The following is a 14,367-nucleotide window of genomic DNA, read 5'->3' on the forward strand; positions in this document are numbered from 1 at the left end:
GAAAACAACATCGACCAGCAGAGCTGGCCGATGCTTGAGACGGTCGGCCTGAGTTAGGCGACCGGCTGACGCCAGTCATCGGAACCCGAAGTGCCGGATACTTCGTGGGTCCAGGTGATTTTGCGGTAGGTGAACTGCACTTCTTCCAGGTGAGTGAAGTGCGAGTTCGACGGGTCCTGGCAGTTGTGCATTTTGTTGTTGATGGCGACGATGATCGCGTCTTCCAGTTTGGTGGTGTAGTAGTGCTCTTGGGTACCTTGAGCCGAGGTGCGGTACCACTGGATAACGATTTCGCTCATGCGCTCGCCGGAGGTCAGAGCTGCTTGCAGCAGTGGCGAAGCCTTGTCGTACACCTTGGTGATCACGACTGGCTTGTGGACGCGCTGACCGGTCGGTTGGCCGGACTGCGGGTCACGCGGGATGATCACGTCGTGGCTGAAAGCCTGAACCATGACCTGGTCTTCGTGACCTTCCTGGTAGGTGTTGCCAACCGAGTCGGCGGTGAATGCGCCGGCAGTGATCAGACCTTGTTTCTCGCCAGTGACGGACATGTACGCTGGTGTAGCCATGGATGTGCTCCTTGCTAAAAGTTAGGGTGCCCGGGAGGCGGTATCGCCCGGTGGGTGCCTGACTGTTATCAAGGTCCGTGCCAGAAGCGGTTAAGGCTATATAAATCAGTGGGTTGAGAGAGTTTTCAGAGCTCGCGAAGGATGTTTGGCAGAGATCGCCGGTGAATGTGCGCAAGAAGTTGCGCAGTACTGCGCAACTTCTTGCGCACTTGGCTGGAAGCCTTGATCAGCGAGGCTTGCAGCGGTTTTCAGGGGGGATATTACGTATAACTGCGCAACTTCTTGCGCAGCATGGCGTTAGGCCATGTTTGGCGAATGTATCGTTCTACCGTCCTGAACAATGTGACGGGGGGCTGGCTGCTTTCGGCCAATAGCAGCCGGTCGCGAAAAGCCGCTTTCAACCCAAAGCGGTCCCCCGGAAAGTACAGAAACTGTAAAACTAGAGCCATTGCCGCCTGGAGTCCAACAACCACCTACCGATAGGGCTTTCTTGCGACATTTCAAACTTTTGCTATAGCTAACATTCTCTCAGCCAATTAATGAGGCACCAGAATGTCAGTCGCAAAGAAAATGACAGTGGGGCAACTGACGATGTTGACAGCCGTCAACATGTTGGGCTCAGGCATTGTGCTGCTCCCCACAAAACTGGCCGAAGTCGGCGGTATTTCCATCCTTTCCTGGCTGATCACGGCCACTGGCTCCCTGGCGCTGGCCTATGCCTTTGCGCGCTGCGGGATGCTCAGCCGAAAGACCGGGGGCATGGGCGGCTATGCCGAATACACCTTCGGCAAGGCGGGCAACTACATCACGAACTACACCTATGGCCTCTCGCTGTTGATTGCCAACGTGGCGATCAGTATTACCGCGGTCGGCTATATCCAGGAGCTGTTCCACATCAAGCTTGATTCACTGCAAGTGGGTCTGGCGACCATCGCTCTGTTGTGGATCACCACGTTCGCCAACTTCGGCGGCGCGCGGATTACCGGCCGGATCGGTGCGATTACGGTCTGGGGGGTGATTGCGCCGGTGGTGCTCGTATCCACCGTTGGCTGGTACTGGTTCGACAGCAGTGTCTACGCCGCAGGCTGGAACCCGCACAACATGGGCTGGTTCGAAGCCGCAGGAGCATCGGTGGCGATCACCTTATGGGCATTCCTCGGTCTGGAGTCGGCGTGCGCCAACACCGATGCCGTGGAAAATCCGGAGAGGAACGTACCGATTGCGGTACTCGGCGGCACCCTCGGCGCGGCGGTGATCTACATCGTCTCCACCAACGTCATCGCCGGTATCGTCGATAACCCTGAACTGGCCTCCTCCACTGCACCGTTCGGGCTGGTCTTTGCCAAGATGTTCACCCCTATGGTCGGTGACATTGTGATGGCCGCGATGGTCCTCGCCTGCATCGGTTCGCTGCTGGGTTGGCAATTCACCATCGCTCAGGTCTACAAAAGCTCCGCGGACACCGGTTATTTCCTGTCGATCTTTGCCAAGTCCAACAAGGCCGGTACGCCGATTGTTGGCATGCTGGTGCTGCTGGCAGTGCAGACGGCACTGGCTTTTCTCACCATCAGCCCTGACCTGAGCAAGCAGTTCGACACACTCGTCAACCTCGCGGTGGTCACCAACCTGGTGCCCTACATCCTCTCCATGGCCGCGTTGATGACCATTCAAAAGGTCTCCAACGTTCCGGCGGGCACGGCGCTGATAACCAACATCATTGCGTGGGTGGCGGCGGCTTACAGCTACCTGGCGCTCTACAGTTCGGGCGCGCAGGCACTGATGCTCGGCGGCGTGGCGACCATCTTCGGTTACACGCTGTTCGGCTTCGTCAACAACCGCCTGATCCGCCTCGAGGCGCTCAATAACAGCGTACCGACGCAGACCGTCAGCGCTCAACACATCACTGGCGAACCAGTGCCGGTCAACAACTTGCAAGCAGTCACAGTGGAGGCTCAATCATGACGGAATATAGACACACGCTCGGGATGCTCTCGCTGTTGGTCAGCAGCCCGCCGGACAAGCGCACCGTCTTCGGTCGCGCCCTGCATCAGTTGATCAACGATGTGGAGGAACGCGCCGTCCGGGTGCTGGCGTCGGAAACCCTGAGCGACGCCACGTCGATCCTGCGTTCGGACCCGGCCGTTCAATGCGTGCTGCTCAGCTGGGAAATGGATACAAGCGAAGGCCACGAAGAATGCATCAAATTGCTGGTCAGTCTGCGCGAGCGCAACACTCGGGTGCCGGTCTTTTTGATCAGCGACCGCAGCACCGCGTCGAGCATTCCGCTGGTGGTCATGCAGCACGCCGATGACTTTATCTGGCTGCCCGAGGACACCAGTCGCTTTCTCAGCGGGCGCATCCTGGCGGCCATCGAACGCTATCGCCAAGCCGCGCTACCTCCCATGTTCGGGGCGCTGGTGAAGTTTTCCCGAACCTATGAATACTCGTGGCACACCCCTGGTCATGCGGGCGGTACGGCGTTTCTCAAGAGCACGGCGGGACGGGCATTCTACGAGTTCTTCGGGGAAAACCTGTTGCGTTCCGACCTGTCGATTTCGGTTGGCGAACTCGGTTCGCTGCTCGATCACAGCGGCCCCATCGGCCAAGGCGAGCGCTACGCCGCCAAGGTCTTCGGCGCGCACCGCACCTACTACGTCACCAACGGCTCGTCGATGTCCAACCGCGTCATCCTCATGGCCAGCGTCACGCGCAATCAGATCGCCCTGTGCGACCGCAACTGTCACAAATCCGCCGAGCATGCGATGACCCTGTCCGGTGCCATTCCGACCTATCTGGTGCCGACCCGCAACCGCTACGGCATCATCGGCCCGATCCTGCCGCAAACCCTGAGCGCCGAAGGCGTGAAAGCCGCTATCGCCAGCAACCCGCTGGTCAAGCAAGGCATCGACCCGACACCCGTCCACGCCATCATCACCAACTCCACCTACGACGGCCTGACTTACAACGTCACCCGCGTCGAAGAGTTGCTGGGGCAAAGCGTCGATCGTCTGCATTTCGATGAAGCCTGGTACGGTTATGCGCGTTTCAACCCGCTGTATCGCGAGCGCCACGCCATGCACGGCAGCCCGGACGATCACGACGACTCGAAGCCGACCGTGTTCGCCACCCAGTCGACCCACAAGTTGCTGGCCGCCCTGTCCCAGGCCTCGATGATTCACGTGCGTAACGGCCGCAACCCGATCGAACACGGGCGCTTCAACGAGTCGTACATGATGCACGCCTCGACTTCACCGAACTACGCGATCATGGCTTCCTGCGACGTCAGCTCGGCCATGATGGAAGCGCCCAGCGGGCAAATCCTCACCACCGAATCGATCGAAGAAGCCATCAGTTTCCGCCAGGTCGTCTCGCGCATGCACAACGAGATGCTAAGCAAGGATGACTGGTTCTTTACCTGCTGGCAGCCGCCGACCGTGCAGGTTGGCGCGGCCACCGTGCCGTTCCATGAAGTCGCCCCGGTGCTTTTGAAAACCGAGCCGAACTGCTGGGTACTCCATCCCAACGCGGTATGGCACGGCTTCGGTGACATCGAAGAAGGCTACTGCATGCTCGACCCGATCAAGGTCTCGGTGCTCAGCCCCGGCATGGGCGACGACGGCAACTTGCTCGATTCTGGCATCCCGGCCTGTGTGCTCACGGCCTACCTGGGACGTCAGGGCATCGTGGTCGAGAAAACCACCGACTTCACCATCCTGTTCCTGTTCTCCATCGGCATCACCAAAGGCAAATGGGGCACCTTGCTCAATGCCCTGCTCGACTTCAAACGCGACTATGACGACAACGTCGAACTGGAACTGTGCCTGCCGGATCTGCTGGCCGCCAACCAGACTCGTTACGCCGGCATGGGCCTCAAGGACCTGGCCGACGAAATCTTCGCTGCCATGAAGAAACACAAAACCACCGCCAACATGGCCCAGGCGTTCGGCACATTGCCGAAAGCCGAATTCAGTCCGGTGGAGGCCTACGAAAAACTGGTCAGAAACGACATCGAACGGGTGACACTCGCAGAAGCCGCAGGGCGTATTGCCGCGACCGGGATCGTGCCGTATCCACCGGGCATTCCATTGCTGATGCCGGGTGAAAACGCCGGGCCTGCGGACGGGCCTTTGCTGGCGTATCTCAAGGCACTGGAAGCCTTTGACAAATCCTTCCCGGGTTTCACCCATGACACCCATGGGATCGAAAGTGAGGCTGGGGTTTACCGGATGCTGGTACTGAAATGAGTGAAGGGCTGGCCTGCCCATTACGCCGTCCATCACTCAGATGGGCGGCTGCCAAGCTAGAGTTGTTATCTGTTGTACGGGTTTAATGATGACGCTCTTGAGTTAAAAAAGGTCGGTTTTGAACTATCCAAGATGCGGTGAATGTCGTTGCCATATCCCTGCCGCCGAGGTGCCCAAGTCGGTAACGAATCTCAACGAATGACTGGTATTAGCTGGTAGCTGCCTGTCAGAAAGGGCTGCATTCGACCCCGAGCCGCCAATAGGCCAAGGAGGTAAAAACTGAATAGGCGAACTGTCTTCAATTCTGCAGCAGGGAAGGTTGTTGTCTGAGAATGATTGCGATGGTCTTCTCTAACTGATCCAAGGTGTAAGGCTTATGCAGATAAGTCGCCGACGGCGGGATAACCTGCTCATCAGTGAGATAACCAGATGTAAGAATCGAAGGAATAGATGGCCATCTTTTGTTGGCCATGCGAATGAACTCAGTGCCTTGTATCCCACCAGGTTGCCCCTGATCCGCGATGATGAGGGTGCAATCACCTTGTATATACGTGAGATGGGTCAGCGCTTGAACAGCATTATCGAAAGCCACTGATGTAAACCCCATCTCAGTCAGGGTTTCCTGCAAAAGCATCCGCACCACCGGTTCGTCTTCAATAACGAATACGTGTCTGGAGGCAGCTTGTCGGTCATCCCAATTTTCGCTCACGTAGGGGGCCTTATCCGAATTTCCCATGGGTTTTCTTCGTTCAGTGTAAGCGTTTTTTAGGACCGATAGGTTGTGACGAGCCGACAGTGCGAGAGGTCGCATCATGTCTCCTGGTCGTTCTCTGCCTGTTACGACCGGCTGCAATGGGTCGAATAGCGACAACGGCGCACTGTGCCGGATCCACCCTGTCCTCCCCCAACGTGGAGGACACCACCATGAACACTATTGCTACATACAGCCATCAGCCTTGGAACAAGGGAAAGTTAGTCGGCCAGAAAGCCCCGCTTAGAGTCAGAGATATCTGGGCCATCCGGGTCAGACTCCAGCTCGCGGAGAAGACACGGGATCTGGCTCTCTTCAACTTGGCTATCGACAGCAAGCTGCGTGCCTGTGACTTAACCAAGCTGCGAGTACGAGATATAGCCCATGGAGAACATGTGTCGTCACGGGCCATCGTGATGCAGCAGAAAACTCAGCACCCAGTGCAATTTGAAATCAGTGAGCAAACCCGAACGGTTCTTGAGGCTTGGATGCATCAGGCCCGCCTCCGCAGCGAGGACTTCTTGTTCCCGACCCGGTTGCACGACTCAGACCATCTCTCCACCAGACAATACGCTCGAATAGTCAAAGCGTGGGTGACAGTCATTGGCCTTGACCCAACCATGTACGGTACTCACACGCTACGGAGAACCAAGGCATCGCTAATCTATCGCAGGACAAAGAACCTGAGAGCTGTCCAACTCCTGCTTGGTCATACGAAGCTTGAAAGCACCGTTAGATACCTGGGAATCGAGGTCGATGATGCCCTGGAAATGGCGGAACAGACGGAAGTCTGACCATCTATAGCGACGGTCGATGCTAGACCGTCGCTATCCGACCCATAGCTGTCTGTCAGGCTGAATCCTCTCACATGCATTCGCGACTAGAATTTCACTGCCAACTCTTGTAAAGCCAGATCAGATTTCAATCGTGCAACGTCAGGTCTCGAGCGTTATTTCAATCTCTGGAAAACCGGTATGGCAAATCCGCAAGATAAAGCCGAATCTGACGAGGATTTAGCTCAGATGGTAATAGGGCGAGGGCCCTGCACCTATCTATTGCTGCTCTTACTAGGATTGATCCTCCTGTTTCCCTTTCTTGAGGAAGGTATATTTGCTCGCACGTTGCTCGGCATTCTGTTTTCAATCGTGCTGCTCGTGGGCGCTTTCGCCACCAGGCAGACTCGGCGGGGGTTCATCCTAAAACTGGGTCTGGCGTTGCTTGGGGTTGGCCTTCAATGGACGGCGTTGTGGTCTGAGAATATCGCGATTCTTGACCTTGCCGGGATAGCTTATGCGGCGTCTCTTGCAGTCTCGTTTAGCGGAGTGCTTCGCTATATTCTCAAGCGCGGGCCAATTACAGCCGACAAGCTGCATGGTGCGCTTGCGGGTTACATTATGCTGGCCTTCGTTTGGTCCTTCGTCTATGCGCTGCTCGAGATATCCAGCGCTGGCTCATTCGGCCCTGGTTACCTCGACTTCGGACAGCCCGGCACTTTCTTCAAACTGATCTATTTTAGCCTCACGACGCTCACGACCACTGGTTACGGTGATGTTATTCCGTTGACCAACCACGCCCGCTCACTTGTGATGGTCGAAGAATTCTCAGGCGTCTTTTACGTTGGTGTTGTGATAGCGCGGCTTGCCGGTCTTTATCCATCGAATCAGACTAAGTGACTCTCGATTTGCCTGAGCCGCCTCCGGGCATTAGTGATTGAGTCGTCCCTGATTTAGTGGACACCTTCGACCGACTGCTAATGGCCGACAGCTGCCTGTTGAAGAAAGCCACATCCACCTGCGTGTCGAGGTCGAACCAGTGATGTCGGAAGGGTAGGGTTGCGGAAATGACCGAAAAGCTGCGGAAGCGATCCAGAAAGGGAAGACCAAAAATCGCGAGTTCCAGAAACGACAAAGCCCCGAATAATCAGGGCTTTGTCGGTACAAATATGGCGGAGGCGATGGGATTCGAACTCATGGACCTGTTACAGTCGACGGTTTTCAAGACCGCTATTTAAAGCCGCTGAAACCGTGGCCTGTAGCTGTTTTTCGTTACAGTACTTTGGTTTTTCGGCACCTCTGTAGACCGCATTCTACAAGGGGCGGAGTTTGAGTTTTGTAACGGGTTTTCGGGCTATTTTGACGGCTTGGCAATGGCGCCGATGCGGCGGTAAACGCGTTCCGTGATGTCCCCCTTGGTGTGACCCAGGAGCAGGCTCGCATCACCGACATCGAGGATTTCCGACGCGGCTTTTGGCCGGATATCACGGAACTGGAATCCACTTATCTTTGTCGCTAGCAGCTCGTCGCCGATCTCGATCGCGGCCAACTTTGCTTTCTCGCGCGCAATGTCCCAACGCTTTCTCAGCATCGTCGCGGTCATCCGCTTTCCGTGCCTACTTACAATCAGATAGTTCGAGACGTGCTGAGCGTTGCGTGCGGATATCTCGGCGATCAGCCGGCCAAGACTGTTTGCCTCACCGCCAGTGGTCATCTGTATGCGAAGCTTCTTGTGCGTTTTCTTCTGCTGCACCCCCAAATATTCCCCCTCGACATCATCCTTCCTCATGACCAGAACATCTGCCGGCCGTTGCCCGGTCAGATAAGCCAGGTCCATCGCGTCTTTCAGCTCTTGAGCTGCCTTCTTGTAAACAGCATCCCAAACCACATCATTGGCGTAGTAGTCCCGCGGCGTTTCCTTGTTTTTGCGCACGCCCTGGCACGGATTCTCCTTGGTTGTGAGCCCCCATTCCCGGGCGATATTGAAAACGTGGGAGAGGGTGGCGATCTCCCTGTTCGCCCGCACCTTTGCCGTCCGCGCATCCCGGTACCCGGCAATCGTGGCCGGGGTGATCGAGTCGATCGGCGCGCTATCGAACATAGGTCGCAGCTGCTTGATCTCGGATAGGTTGTCCTTTTGGGTGCGCGGTGCTTTCTTGGAGACGATGTCGCGGATGTACCTGTCAAAGATCCCTTTCATCGTGCGAAGGTCGAGGGGCTTTTCCTTCGCCTCAAGCTCTGCCCATTTGATCCTGGCCAAATCTAGGTCTTTGCCCAATGGGATCGCCTTGCCGGTCAAGTCCAGGTAGTAATAGGCGATCCAATCCTTTCCGCTTTTCCGTGGCCGCGTCCACTGATACATACGGGGCGGCAAATTGCGTGTTTCGGCATTACGGGGTCGCATATCAGTTCACTCGCGAGAAGTCGGGCGTCCATGCCGGCGCGGCCGGCGGTGGGTTAGGGTCAGCGATGGCGGGGGAGATCATGCCCAGCTTCATGCGGGCATACATCCGGCCAACCAGTGGTCGCTTGCCGCGGCTTTCGACGAACACCCAATGACGATCTGTCAGCCAGCGCCGCTGATAGGCCCGAGCCTTGTAGCCGGTGAGATCCGCCAGCTCTTCGTCCGAGAGAATTTCAGTTTCCATAGAGATGCTCCATGCCGCGCGTGGCGGCAGAAGGTGGGGGATGGGTTAGGCCGCTTTGAGCAGCGCTTTGGCAGCGAGCCGGCGGCGGCTCATGAGTGCCTGCAAGCGATAGGCGTGAAATCGGCGACCGTCATGCGATGTGATTTCCGGGGCCAGGTACGACATGTCTTCTTCAAGCTGCCCGAAGTAATAAAGATGCTCGCCATCACTACCCCATTCAGGCTGGGCGGTTGCCCAGGTTCTGGTGCTGAGGCAAGGCATGCAGGTCTTGAACGACGCCATGTCGCCATCCCAGCTTCCCGAGATGAGTTGGTATTTCTGGCCGGGCTCGATGTGCCCGTGGCATTCGCCGCAGATGTGCAACTTGCGAGCGGTGGGCGTGGATTCCGTTTGAAAATCGGACATAGCGATTCCTCGCCCGCCGTTCACCGGCAGGCTGGTAGGTGGATTGCGGAAATCAGATGAAGGGTTTGAGGCGGGTTGAGTGGGTGAACTATGGTTTATTCGTTCGCCTCGCCAGTTGCATTGCACAGCTCCCCTCCTGAGGTGGCTGGCGGGGTGAACTAGCCTTCGTTGTATTGAGTAAGACAAATTTTGCGGGTGAGCTATTGTTTAAGCTTGCGTCTCATCAGCTGCCGAGCTCCTGTCCGGTTCATTCGGTGGTTGATGGGGCGGTTTCTATTCACTGTGGCCCCGTGTAGATGAGCCAGGCCATGTAGGCGAGTGCGGGGAGGATCATGGCGTCACCCGCCGTGCCCACCAGCAAGCCGGGCCGTTGTCGGTGTCGAAAATGGCCAGCACAAACCAACCTTCGCCATCGGGCTTGCTCGGTTCCCAGTGCGCGCAAGAGCCCTCGCCCTGCTCAAAGTATGGGTCGTTGTCGGTATCGACCTCGTATTCCATTTCGGCGGTAACGATGGTCAGGCCCTGAGCCTTTACCCACTCCCGCGATTCTTCGCCTTGGTCCTCTTCGAACATCGGCAGATCGGGGTGGTGCCACCAGCCATCCGCCTCGCGCAAAACAGGGACAGGCTGGATCAAAACGATTTCTTCAGGCATGACTGTTCCTTTGCCGCTATAGCGGCTGACTTTGAAGGGGGAGGGGGTTACTGCTGTGCTTTACTGATATCTGACAACGGGAGCGCTTTGCGAGCGGTGAAAGGACACTTTGCTTTGGGTCGATACATTCTTTTTGTGCTGTTGCTTCCGCTGGGCACTGCGTTTGCGTATGAGCCAGAGCGAGCAACAAACAATTATGCTCATGAGCTCGCGGAATGCAGCGCGTTCTACATGCTCAGCTCATTGATTGTAAAAGCGCAAAAACCAGACGTATCTAAAAACGCTAAAAAACTAGGGGGGCTAGCCATTAAATCTTCCGCAACGCTAACCAGCGAGAAGCTGGCGCATGCACGTGCTGAAATGGCCACCAAAACAATGCTTAAAGAGATCGATAATGACGCGGTAAACTTTTCGATTCTGTTGAATAAGTATGCCGATCCATGTCGCGAAGCATTGAGTGATTCTAAGGTCCGAATGGATTACTGGCTCAACAAACGCGATTGATCATCCTGCGACCTCCATCGATACCAGATCATGGGCATTCACAACCGGCTTCGGCGTGTAGGTCAGGGCTCCGTTGAGGATCGCTTCCTTGATCGCGTTGAACTCCCATGCGTAGTACTGGGAATCGACGTAGGCGCGCATACCCTTGCGGTAGTCGTGTTTCTTCCGTCTGATAAATGCCTCGGCAGCGTCCTTTGTGAAGTGGGCGTTGACGTACTCCCAGTGGTCGCTGATGCCTGTCACGTAGTGATTGCCACGCTTACCTAGGATGTACCACTGGGCATCCTCATCAGCTTTCATGAACTGATGCTCGCACCAGGCTTGCGCCTCACGGTTCAGGTCGGCCCGACCATCTTCGTCCAGGTCTTCCCAGTATTCCTTTGGGGTTCTCCATTCCGTCTCGTCGCAGATGACGACCTTATCTTCGGCGTATTCCATATCCAGGCCGTAGATCGTTTTGCGCGCCTCGACGATGAAGATTGCGCAAGAGGTGCAATGGTCGCGCACGCCTTCACCAACGCAGTCATGGCGGAGGCGCTGCACGAAGTCGGCCCAAGTGGCTGCATCGAGATCGTGGCCGGTTGCCAGGCTTGGTGCGGGCTCAGCGATTTTGTTTTCTGTGGGCATGGGGCGTCCTATGCCGGGTCGTGCCCGGGCGGTGGAGGGTGGCGAGGGATCAGCTACAGTTGAGCGATTAACTAAAATAAGGAGAGTCGTATGGAGTGCCTGGTCTGCGGGGTCGATGCTTTAAAAGTTGAGTCAGATCTTGATGGAAAAGAACTGAGCTGCCCGGATTGTGGCCACTTCGGCGTTTCGGGGAGTCTGCTTTCAGTTCAGTACGACCGTCGATTCGATGTTACGCAAACGAGGTGGTGGTTTGAGCGCCAGCGGCGTGCTCATCCCCAGCGGATCCCGGTCATCACAGGTGCTTTTGTTTTCTGGGCTGTCTGATCAGGCTGCAAGGCGCTGATAAAGCTCAATGATGTCGGCGGCGTTGGCTGCGACCAGTGCTTCGGCTTCGTCCGGACAGACGCTGTTGCCGATCAGCCGGACCTGGTCCGTTTTGTTGATGTCGCGCCACTCTTCGGCGCCGGTGACCGGGTCAACGAACAGCCCGCGATCGATGATGTAGTCCTTGTCGAAGCCCTGCGCAGCCTTCAATTCAGGCGGTTGCAGCATGCGCAGGGTGATATCCACCAGCACGTAGCCGCCGACCATCACCATTTCCGCAGAGTCTTTGAAGTGCTCCGGCAGGTACTCATGCATGAAGGCAGCGCAGCGGCGGGCGCCTTCCATCTGTTCCGGCGTCAGCGTGTCCGGTACCTGCACCACCTCGACCAGCGCAACTCGATCCTTTGTCGGCAGCGTATGCATTGGCTCGGTTAGCGAAATGCCGTCCTTCTCGTTGCCGTAGTACTTCACCAGGTAAGCTTTGACCAGCCGCTGATTGGCGCCGGACTGGCAGATGGTCGATATCGGGTCGTAAGCTGATCGACCGTCACCTTTGTAGTAACCACCGTTCGCCTGTTCGAAAAATGCGGCCGATACTGCATGGTGCCCGGTGCTGGTAGCGACCACGCCGAGGGGGTTGTCGACATCAGCCCCAACCGAGCCTTTTCGCAGAGTGACCATGTTCGCTGCGGCCAGCGCGAAGTGCCCGCCCTTGACCTGGGCAACCTGTGTGCGCAGTGGCTCTTGCACGTCGAAGTTGCGTTGCGCTGAGCCGTTGGCGCACTCGGTGAGGAATGGCGCGGCGACAGGCTGTACCAGTGCGTGATGTGTTCCGCCGGCGCTGATGGTCGACAGTGCTTCGTTCGTGCCGTGAGTGCTCGTGTGTGATTCCGAGGTGCCGCGCATCGGGACAATGAAGGGCTTGGCGCTGGTCAGGACATGACGCCAGCAGCCTTTGGCCACGCGGCGCATTGTGTTCACTGCCATCGGCCTTTCACGGAAGATCGTGCGGCCGAGGTTGCTCCAGTCAATGCACTCCGCGGCAGTGCGCCAAGGTTGCTGTTTCGCCGTCGGCTTCTTGTGGCGCTTGGGTTCTGGCCAAACGATCGCTTTGCCGTCACTTCGCGCTACCAGGTAAAGACGTTTGCGAATAGTTGGGGTGCCGGCGTTGGCCGCGATGCGCTCGCGCCATTCGACGTTGTAGCCGAGACCGCGCACTAGCGCTTCCGCAGGTACGAACTCGCCGATTGACTCAAGAATCTCTGGCATGTCCGGGTGATCGGCGGCAAGGCCGGTGCTCAGTGCTGCAATGAATGACTTGAAGGTGCGGCCGCGCTCGGCCTTGATTGGCTGACCTTCCTCATCGATCGGCCCCCAGTCGCAAAACTCTTCGACGTTCTCCAAGAACATCAGGCGCGGCCGGGTAGCGTGCGCCCAACGCACAACGACCCAGGCCAGTCCGCGTACACCACGATCGCGTGGAGCGCCGCCCTTGGCCTTGCTGTGGTGGCGGCAGTCGGGCGAGGCCCAAAGGATGCCGACTGGCTGACCGCCGGTAGCCAGCACCGGGTCAACTTCGAACACGTCCGCGACGTAGTGGGCCGTCTGCGGATGGTTGGCGCGGTGCACGGCCAGGGCGATGGGGTTGTGGTTAACCGCCACATCCGGCTCCCGGTACGCCCGGGCGATGCCGGTGCTGGCGCCGCCGCCACCCGCGAACAGATCCACAACCAGCTCTTTCTGGAAGTGGAGGCCCATGCTTGGATGGCCATGGATGAACTGGGGTGGCTTCTGTTGTGCGGACATAGAGGATCCTCGCCGGCTGGCGTGAAGTGTGTTTGTGGGCTATTGGTTGATGGTCTGGCAAAAGGCCGGATCAAGGAGGGCGGTGATGAGCAACCATTTAGCAGAGGAATTTCAGCGTCTGATCAAAGAGCGAAGCGACGCGTTCCGAGCGGTAGAAGTTTTTGCGGCTTCGAATTACCCATTTTCTGAAGAACAGAAAGCGGAGTTCTTGGAGCTTGAAGCAAAAGCTTCAGATGCTGCGCTTGCTTTCGATGAACTAAGCACCTTTCGAAAGCTTCTATAGTCGCGTACCGCGCAATAGGTGAGGGCGGGTCATGCTGCCAGCTGTTGCTGTTCTTGGCGAAGCGCTGCCTGCACCGCTTCGACCACTCGCCGCAGGTACGTGAACTTGTGGTTTTCCTCTTTGACGCGGTCGCCGATGGGGTAGTGCCACTCTTCGCCGAATAGTTCGGTGAGCAGCTCGCTTTGATGCCAGCACTCGTTGGCGGATTCTATGTTGCGAAGTTCGTCGGCTCGATTGAACAGGCGACGCGCGTCTTCCGCATCGAGGCTGCCTTCCCCCCAGTCTGCCTTGTTGCGACCGCGGCGGCGTTCAAGGATGCACTTGCGGGCCAATGCCTCGAGCGCATCACCGGTGAACTGTGTATCGCTGATCCCTCTGTCCAGACAGTTCAAAACATAGTGCCAGTCGCAGTCGGCAACGAACTCAGCAACGGTGCGTGGACCCATGCCACCCCAGTAGGCGTTCCAGCTATTGTCCCAGCAGTTGATGGTGATCTTGCCCTGGGCGGTCTGGTAGTTCGGGTTGGACTCGGTCGGGCAGTCGCGCCGGCCAAAGTCTTCGAGGAACACGGTTATCGCATCGAGTCGCGGGGCGCCGGTGATCACCAGCTTTGTGACTGTCGAGCGCTCAACCTTCAGCGGCTCGACCGGTTTGTTTTCTGTGGGCATGGGGCGTCCTATGCCGGGGCATGCCCGGGCGGTGGAGAAAAGATGCGTTTGGTGACCGCGACCGTACGACGGTTTTGCTTGCTTGCCGCAAAGTGGAGCCCTGCCAAATAG

The 14,367-nt window shown here is 57.3% G+C and carries 16 protein-coding genes; 7 read left to right on the top strand and 9 right to left on the bottom strand.

The genetic code is table 11. The features are described 5' to 3' along the window. Positions 1 to 53 precede the first annotated feature (53 nt). On the bottom strand, positions 54 to 569 hold the full coding sequence (locus tag ACYZTZ_RS09800) for an Hcp family type VI secretion system effector (protein WP_054051032.1): 516 nt from the start codon (positions 567 to 569) through the stop codon (positions 54 to 56). Between the two features lie 552 nt (positions 570 to 1,121). Here ACYZTZ_RS09800 and potE point away from each other — a divergent pair. Beyond that, positions 1,122 to 2,531: a putrescine-ornithine antiporter gene (gene potE / locus ACYZTZ_RS09805; protein WP_461998014.1), complete on the top strand. Its 1,410-nt coding sequence runs from the start codon at positions 1,122 to 1,124 to the stop codon at positions 2,529 to 2,531. Continuing rightward, positions 2,528 to 4,813: an Orn/Lys/Arg family decarboxylase gene (locus ACYZTZ_RS09810; protein WP_461998015.1), complete on the top strand. Its 2,286-nt coding sequence runs from the start codon at positions 2,528 to 2,530 to the stop codon at positions 4,811 to 4,813. Before potE ends, ACYZTZ_RS09810 begins: the two co-directional genes overlap by 4 nt. Positions 4,814 to 5,111: 298 nt before the next feature. Here ACYZTZ_RS09810 and ACYZTZ_RS09815 read toward each other — a convergent pair whose 3' ends face one another. After that, positions 5,112 to 5,522 (bottom strand): response regulator, encoded by a 411-nt coding sequence (locus ACYZTZ_RS09815; protein WP_461998016.1) that lies wholly within the window; start codon positions 5,520 to 5,522, stop codon positions 5,112 to 5,114. A 215-nt stretch (positions 5,523 to 5,737) separates the two neighbouring features. Here ACYZTZ_RS09815 and ACYZTZ_RS09820 point away from each other — a divergent pair, with 215 nt between their 5' ends. Both ACYZTZ_RS09820 and ACYZTZ_RS09825 read left to right on the top strand, forming a co-directional pair. Continuing rightward, positions 5,738 to 6,358 carry a tyrosine-type recombinase/integrase gene (locus ACYZTZ_RS09820; RefSeq protein ID WP_461998017.1) on the top strand — a complete coding sequence of 207 codons (621 nt, stop codon included), beginning with the start codon at positions 5,738 to 5,740 and terminating at the stop codon, positions 6,356 to 6,358. A gap of 180 nt (positions 6,359 to 6,538) precedes the next feature. Then, complete coding sequence (locus ACYZTZ_RS09825) at positions 6,539 to 7,237, top strand: ion channel (RefSeq protein ID WP_461998018.1); 699 nt, start codon at positions 6,539 to 6,541, stop codon at positions 7,235 to 7,237. Between the two features lie 454 nt (positions 7,238 to 7,691). Here ACYZTZ_RS09825 and ACYZTZ_RS09830 read toward each other — a convergent pair whose 3' ends face one another. The 4 genes from ACYZTZ_RS09830 to ACYZTZ_RS09845 form a co-directional block, all read right to left on the bottom strand. Continuing rightward, positions 7,692 to 8,741: a tyrosine-type recombinase/integrase gene (locus ACYZTZ_RS09830; protein ID WP_461998019.1), complete on the bottom strand. Its 1,050-nt coding sequence runs from the start codon at positions 8,739 to 8,741 to the stop codon at positions 7,692 to 7,694. A gap of 1 nt (position 8,742) precedes the next feature. Further along, the gene (locus ACYZTZ_RS09835) at positions 8,743 to 8,985 is read right to left on the bottom strand and encodes a DUF4224 domain-containing protein (RefSeq protein ID WP_123368031.1); all 243 of its coding nucleotides are present in this window, start codon (positions 8,983 to 8,985) and stop codon (positions 8,743 to 8,745) included. Between the two features lie 45 nt (positions 8,986 to 9,030). Then, the gene (locus ACYZTZ_RS09840; RefSeq protein WP_461998020.1) at positions 9,031 to 9,390 is read right to left on the bottom strand and encodes a hypothetical protein; all 360 of its coding nucleotides are present in this window, start codon (positions 9,388 to 9,390) and stop codon (positions 9,031 to 9,033) included. Between the two features lie 330 nt (positions 9,391 to 9,720). Further along, the gene (locus ACYZTZ_RS09845; RefSeq protein ID WP_461998021.1) at positions 9,721 to 10,044 is read right to left on the bottom strand and encodes a hypothetical protein; all 324 of its coding nucleotides are present in this window, start codon (positions 10,042 to 10,044) and stop codon (positions 9,721 to 9,723) included. A gap of 114 nt (positions 10,045 to 10,158) precedes the next feature. Here ACYZTZ_RS09845 and ACYZTZ_RS09850 point away from each other — a divergent pair, with 114 nt between their 5' ends. Beyond that, positions 10,159 to 10,548 (top strand): hypothetical protein, encoded by a 390-nt coding sequence (locus tag ACYZTZ_RS09850; protein ID WP_461998022.1) that lies wholly within the window; start codon positions 10,159 to 10,161, stop codon positions 10,546 to 10,548. Here ACYZTZ_RS09850 and ACYZTZ_RS09855 read toward each other — a convergent pair whose 3' ends face one another. Then, positions 10,549 to 11,175 carry a hypothetical protein gene (locus tag ACYZTZ_RS09855; protein WP_461998023.1) on the bottom strand — a complete coding sequence of 209 codons (627 nt, stop codon included), beginning with the start codon at positions 11,173 to 11,175 and terminating at the stop codon, positions 10,549 to 10,551. Positions 11,176 to 11,265: 90 nt separating this feature from the next. On the opposite strand from ACYZTZ_RS09855, the gene ACYZTZ_RS09860 reads away from it, so the two are divergent. Continuing rightward, positions 11,266 to 11,499: a hypothetical protein gene (locus ACYZTZ_RS09860; protein ID WP_461998024.1), complete on the top strand. Its 234-nt coding sequence runs from the start codon at positions 11,266 to 11,268 to the stop codon at positions 11,497 to 11,499. On the opposite strand, the gene ACYZTZ_RS09865 is transcribed toward ACYZTZ_RS09860, so the two are convergent. Further along, complete coding sequence (locus ACYZTZ_RS09865) at positions 11,500 to 13,305, bottom strand: DNA cytosine methyltransferase (protein ID WP_461998025.1); 1,806 nt, start codon at positions 13,303 to 13,305, stop codon at positions 11,500 to 11,502. It abuts the gene before it with no gap. 85 nt (positions 13,306 to 13,390) lie between these two features. On the opposite strand from ACYZTZ_RS09865, the gene ACYZTZ_RS09870 reads away from it, so the two are divergent. Then, on the top strand, positions 13,391 to 13,588 hold the full coding sequence (locus ACYZTZ_RS09870) for a hypothetical protein (protein WP_461998026.1): 198 nt from the start codon (positions 13,391 to 13,393) through the stop codon (positions 13,586 to 13,588). A gap of 29 nt (positions 13,589 to 13,617) precedes the next feature. Here ACYZTZ_RS09870 and ACYZTZ_RS09875 read toward each other — a convergent pair whose 3' ends face one another. Beyond that, positions 13,618 to 14,256: a hypothetical protein gene (locus ACYZTZ_RS09875; protein ID WP_461998027.1), complete on the bottom strand. Its 639-nt coding sequence runs from the start codon at positions 14,254 to 14,256 to the stop codon at positions 13,618 to 13,620. Positions 14,257 to 14,367 lie beyond the last annotated feature (111 nt).

Source organism: Pseudomonas sp. LB3P58, from assembly GCF_054897895.1.

What these genes read in the sequence shown, in the direction of transcription:
- ACYZTZ_RS09840 (WP_461998020.1), bottom strand. Translation starts at nt 9,390, where the DNA reads ATGTCCGATTTTCAAACGGAATCCACGCCCACCGCTCGCAAGTTGCAC.
- ACYZTZ_RS09870 (WP_461998026.1), top strand. Translation starts at nt 13,391, where the DNA reads ATGAGCAACCATTTAGCAGAGGAATTTCAGCGTCTGATCAAAGAGCGA.
- potE (WP_461998014.1), top strand. Translation starts at nt 1,122, where the DNA reads ATGTCAGTCGCAAAGAAAATGACAGTGGGGCAACTGACGATGTTGACA.
- ACYZTZ_RS09865 (WP_461998025.1), bottom strand. Translation starts at nt 13,305, where the DNA reads ATGTCCGCACAACAGAAGCCACCCCAGTTCATCCATGGCCATCCAAGC.
- ACYZTZ_RS09830 (WP_461998019.1), bottom strand. Translation starts at nt 8,741, where the DNA reads ATGCGACCCCGTAATGCCGAAACACGCAATTTGCCGCCCCGTATGTAT.
- ACYZTZ_RS09825 (WP_461998018.1), top strand. Translation starts at nt 6,539, where the DNA reads ATGGCAAATCCGCAAGATAAAGCCGAATCTGACGAGGATTTAGCTCAG.
- ACYZTZ_RS09855 (WP_461998023.1), bottom strand. Translation starts at nt 11,175, where the DNA reads ATGCCCACAGAAAACAAAATCGCTGAGCCCGCACCAAGCCTGGCAACC.
- ACYZTZ_RS09800 (WP_054051032.1), bottom strand. Translation starts at nt 569, where the DNA reads ATGGCTACACCAGCGTACATGTCCGTCACTGGCGAGAAACAAGGTCTG.
- ACYZTZ_RS09875 (WP_461998027.1), bottom strand. Translation starts at nt 14,256, where the DNA reads ATGCCCACAGAAAACAAACCGGTCGAGCCGCTGAAGGTTGAGCGCTCG.
- ACYZTZ_RS09820 (WP_461998017.1), top strand. Translation starts at nt 5,738, where the DNA reads ATGAACACTATTGCTACATACAGCCATCAGCCTTGGAACAAGGGAAAG.
- ACYZTZ_RS09845 (WP_461998021.1), bottom strand. Translation starts at nt 10,044, where the DNA reads ATGCCTGAAGAAATCGTTTTGATCCAGCCTGTCCCTGTTTTGCGCGAG.
- ACYZTZ_RS09860 (WP_461998024.1), top strand. Translation starts at nt 11,266, where the DNA reads ATGGAGTGCCTGGTCTGCGGGGTCGATGCTTTAAAAGTTGAGTCAGAT.
- ACYZTZ_RS09810 (WP_461998015.1), top strand. Translation starts at nt 2,528, where the DNA reads ATGACGGAATATAGACACACGCTCGGGATGCTCTCGCTGTTGGTCAGC.
- ACYZTZ_RS09835 (WP_123368031.1), bottom strand. Translation starts at nt 8,985, where the DNA reads ATGGAAACTGAAATTCTCTCGGACGAAGAGCTGGCGGATCTCACCGGC.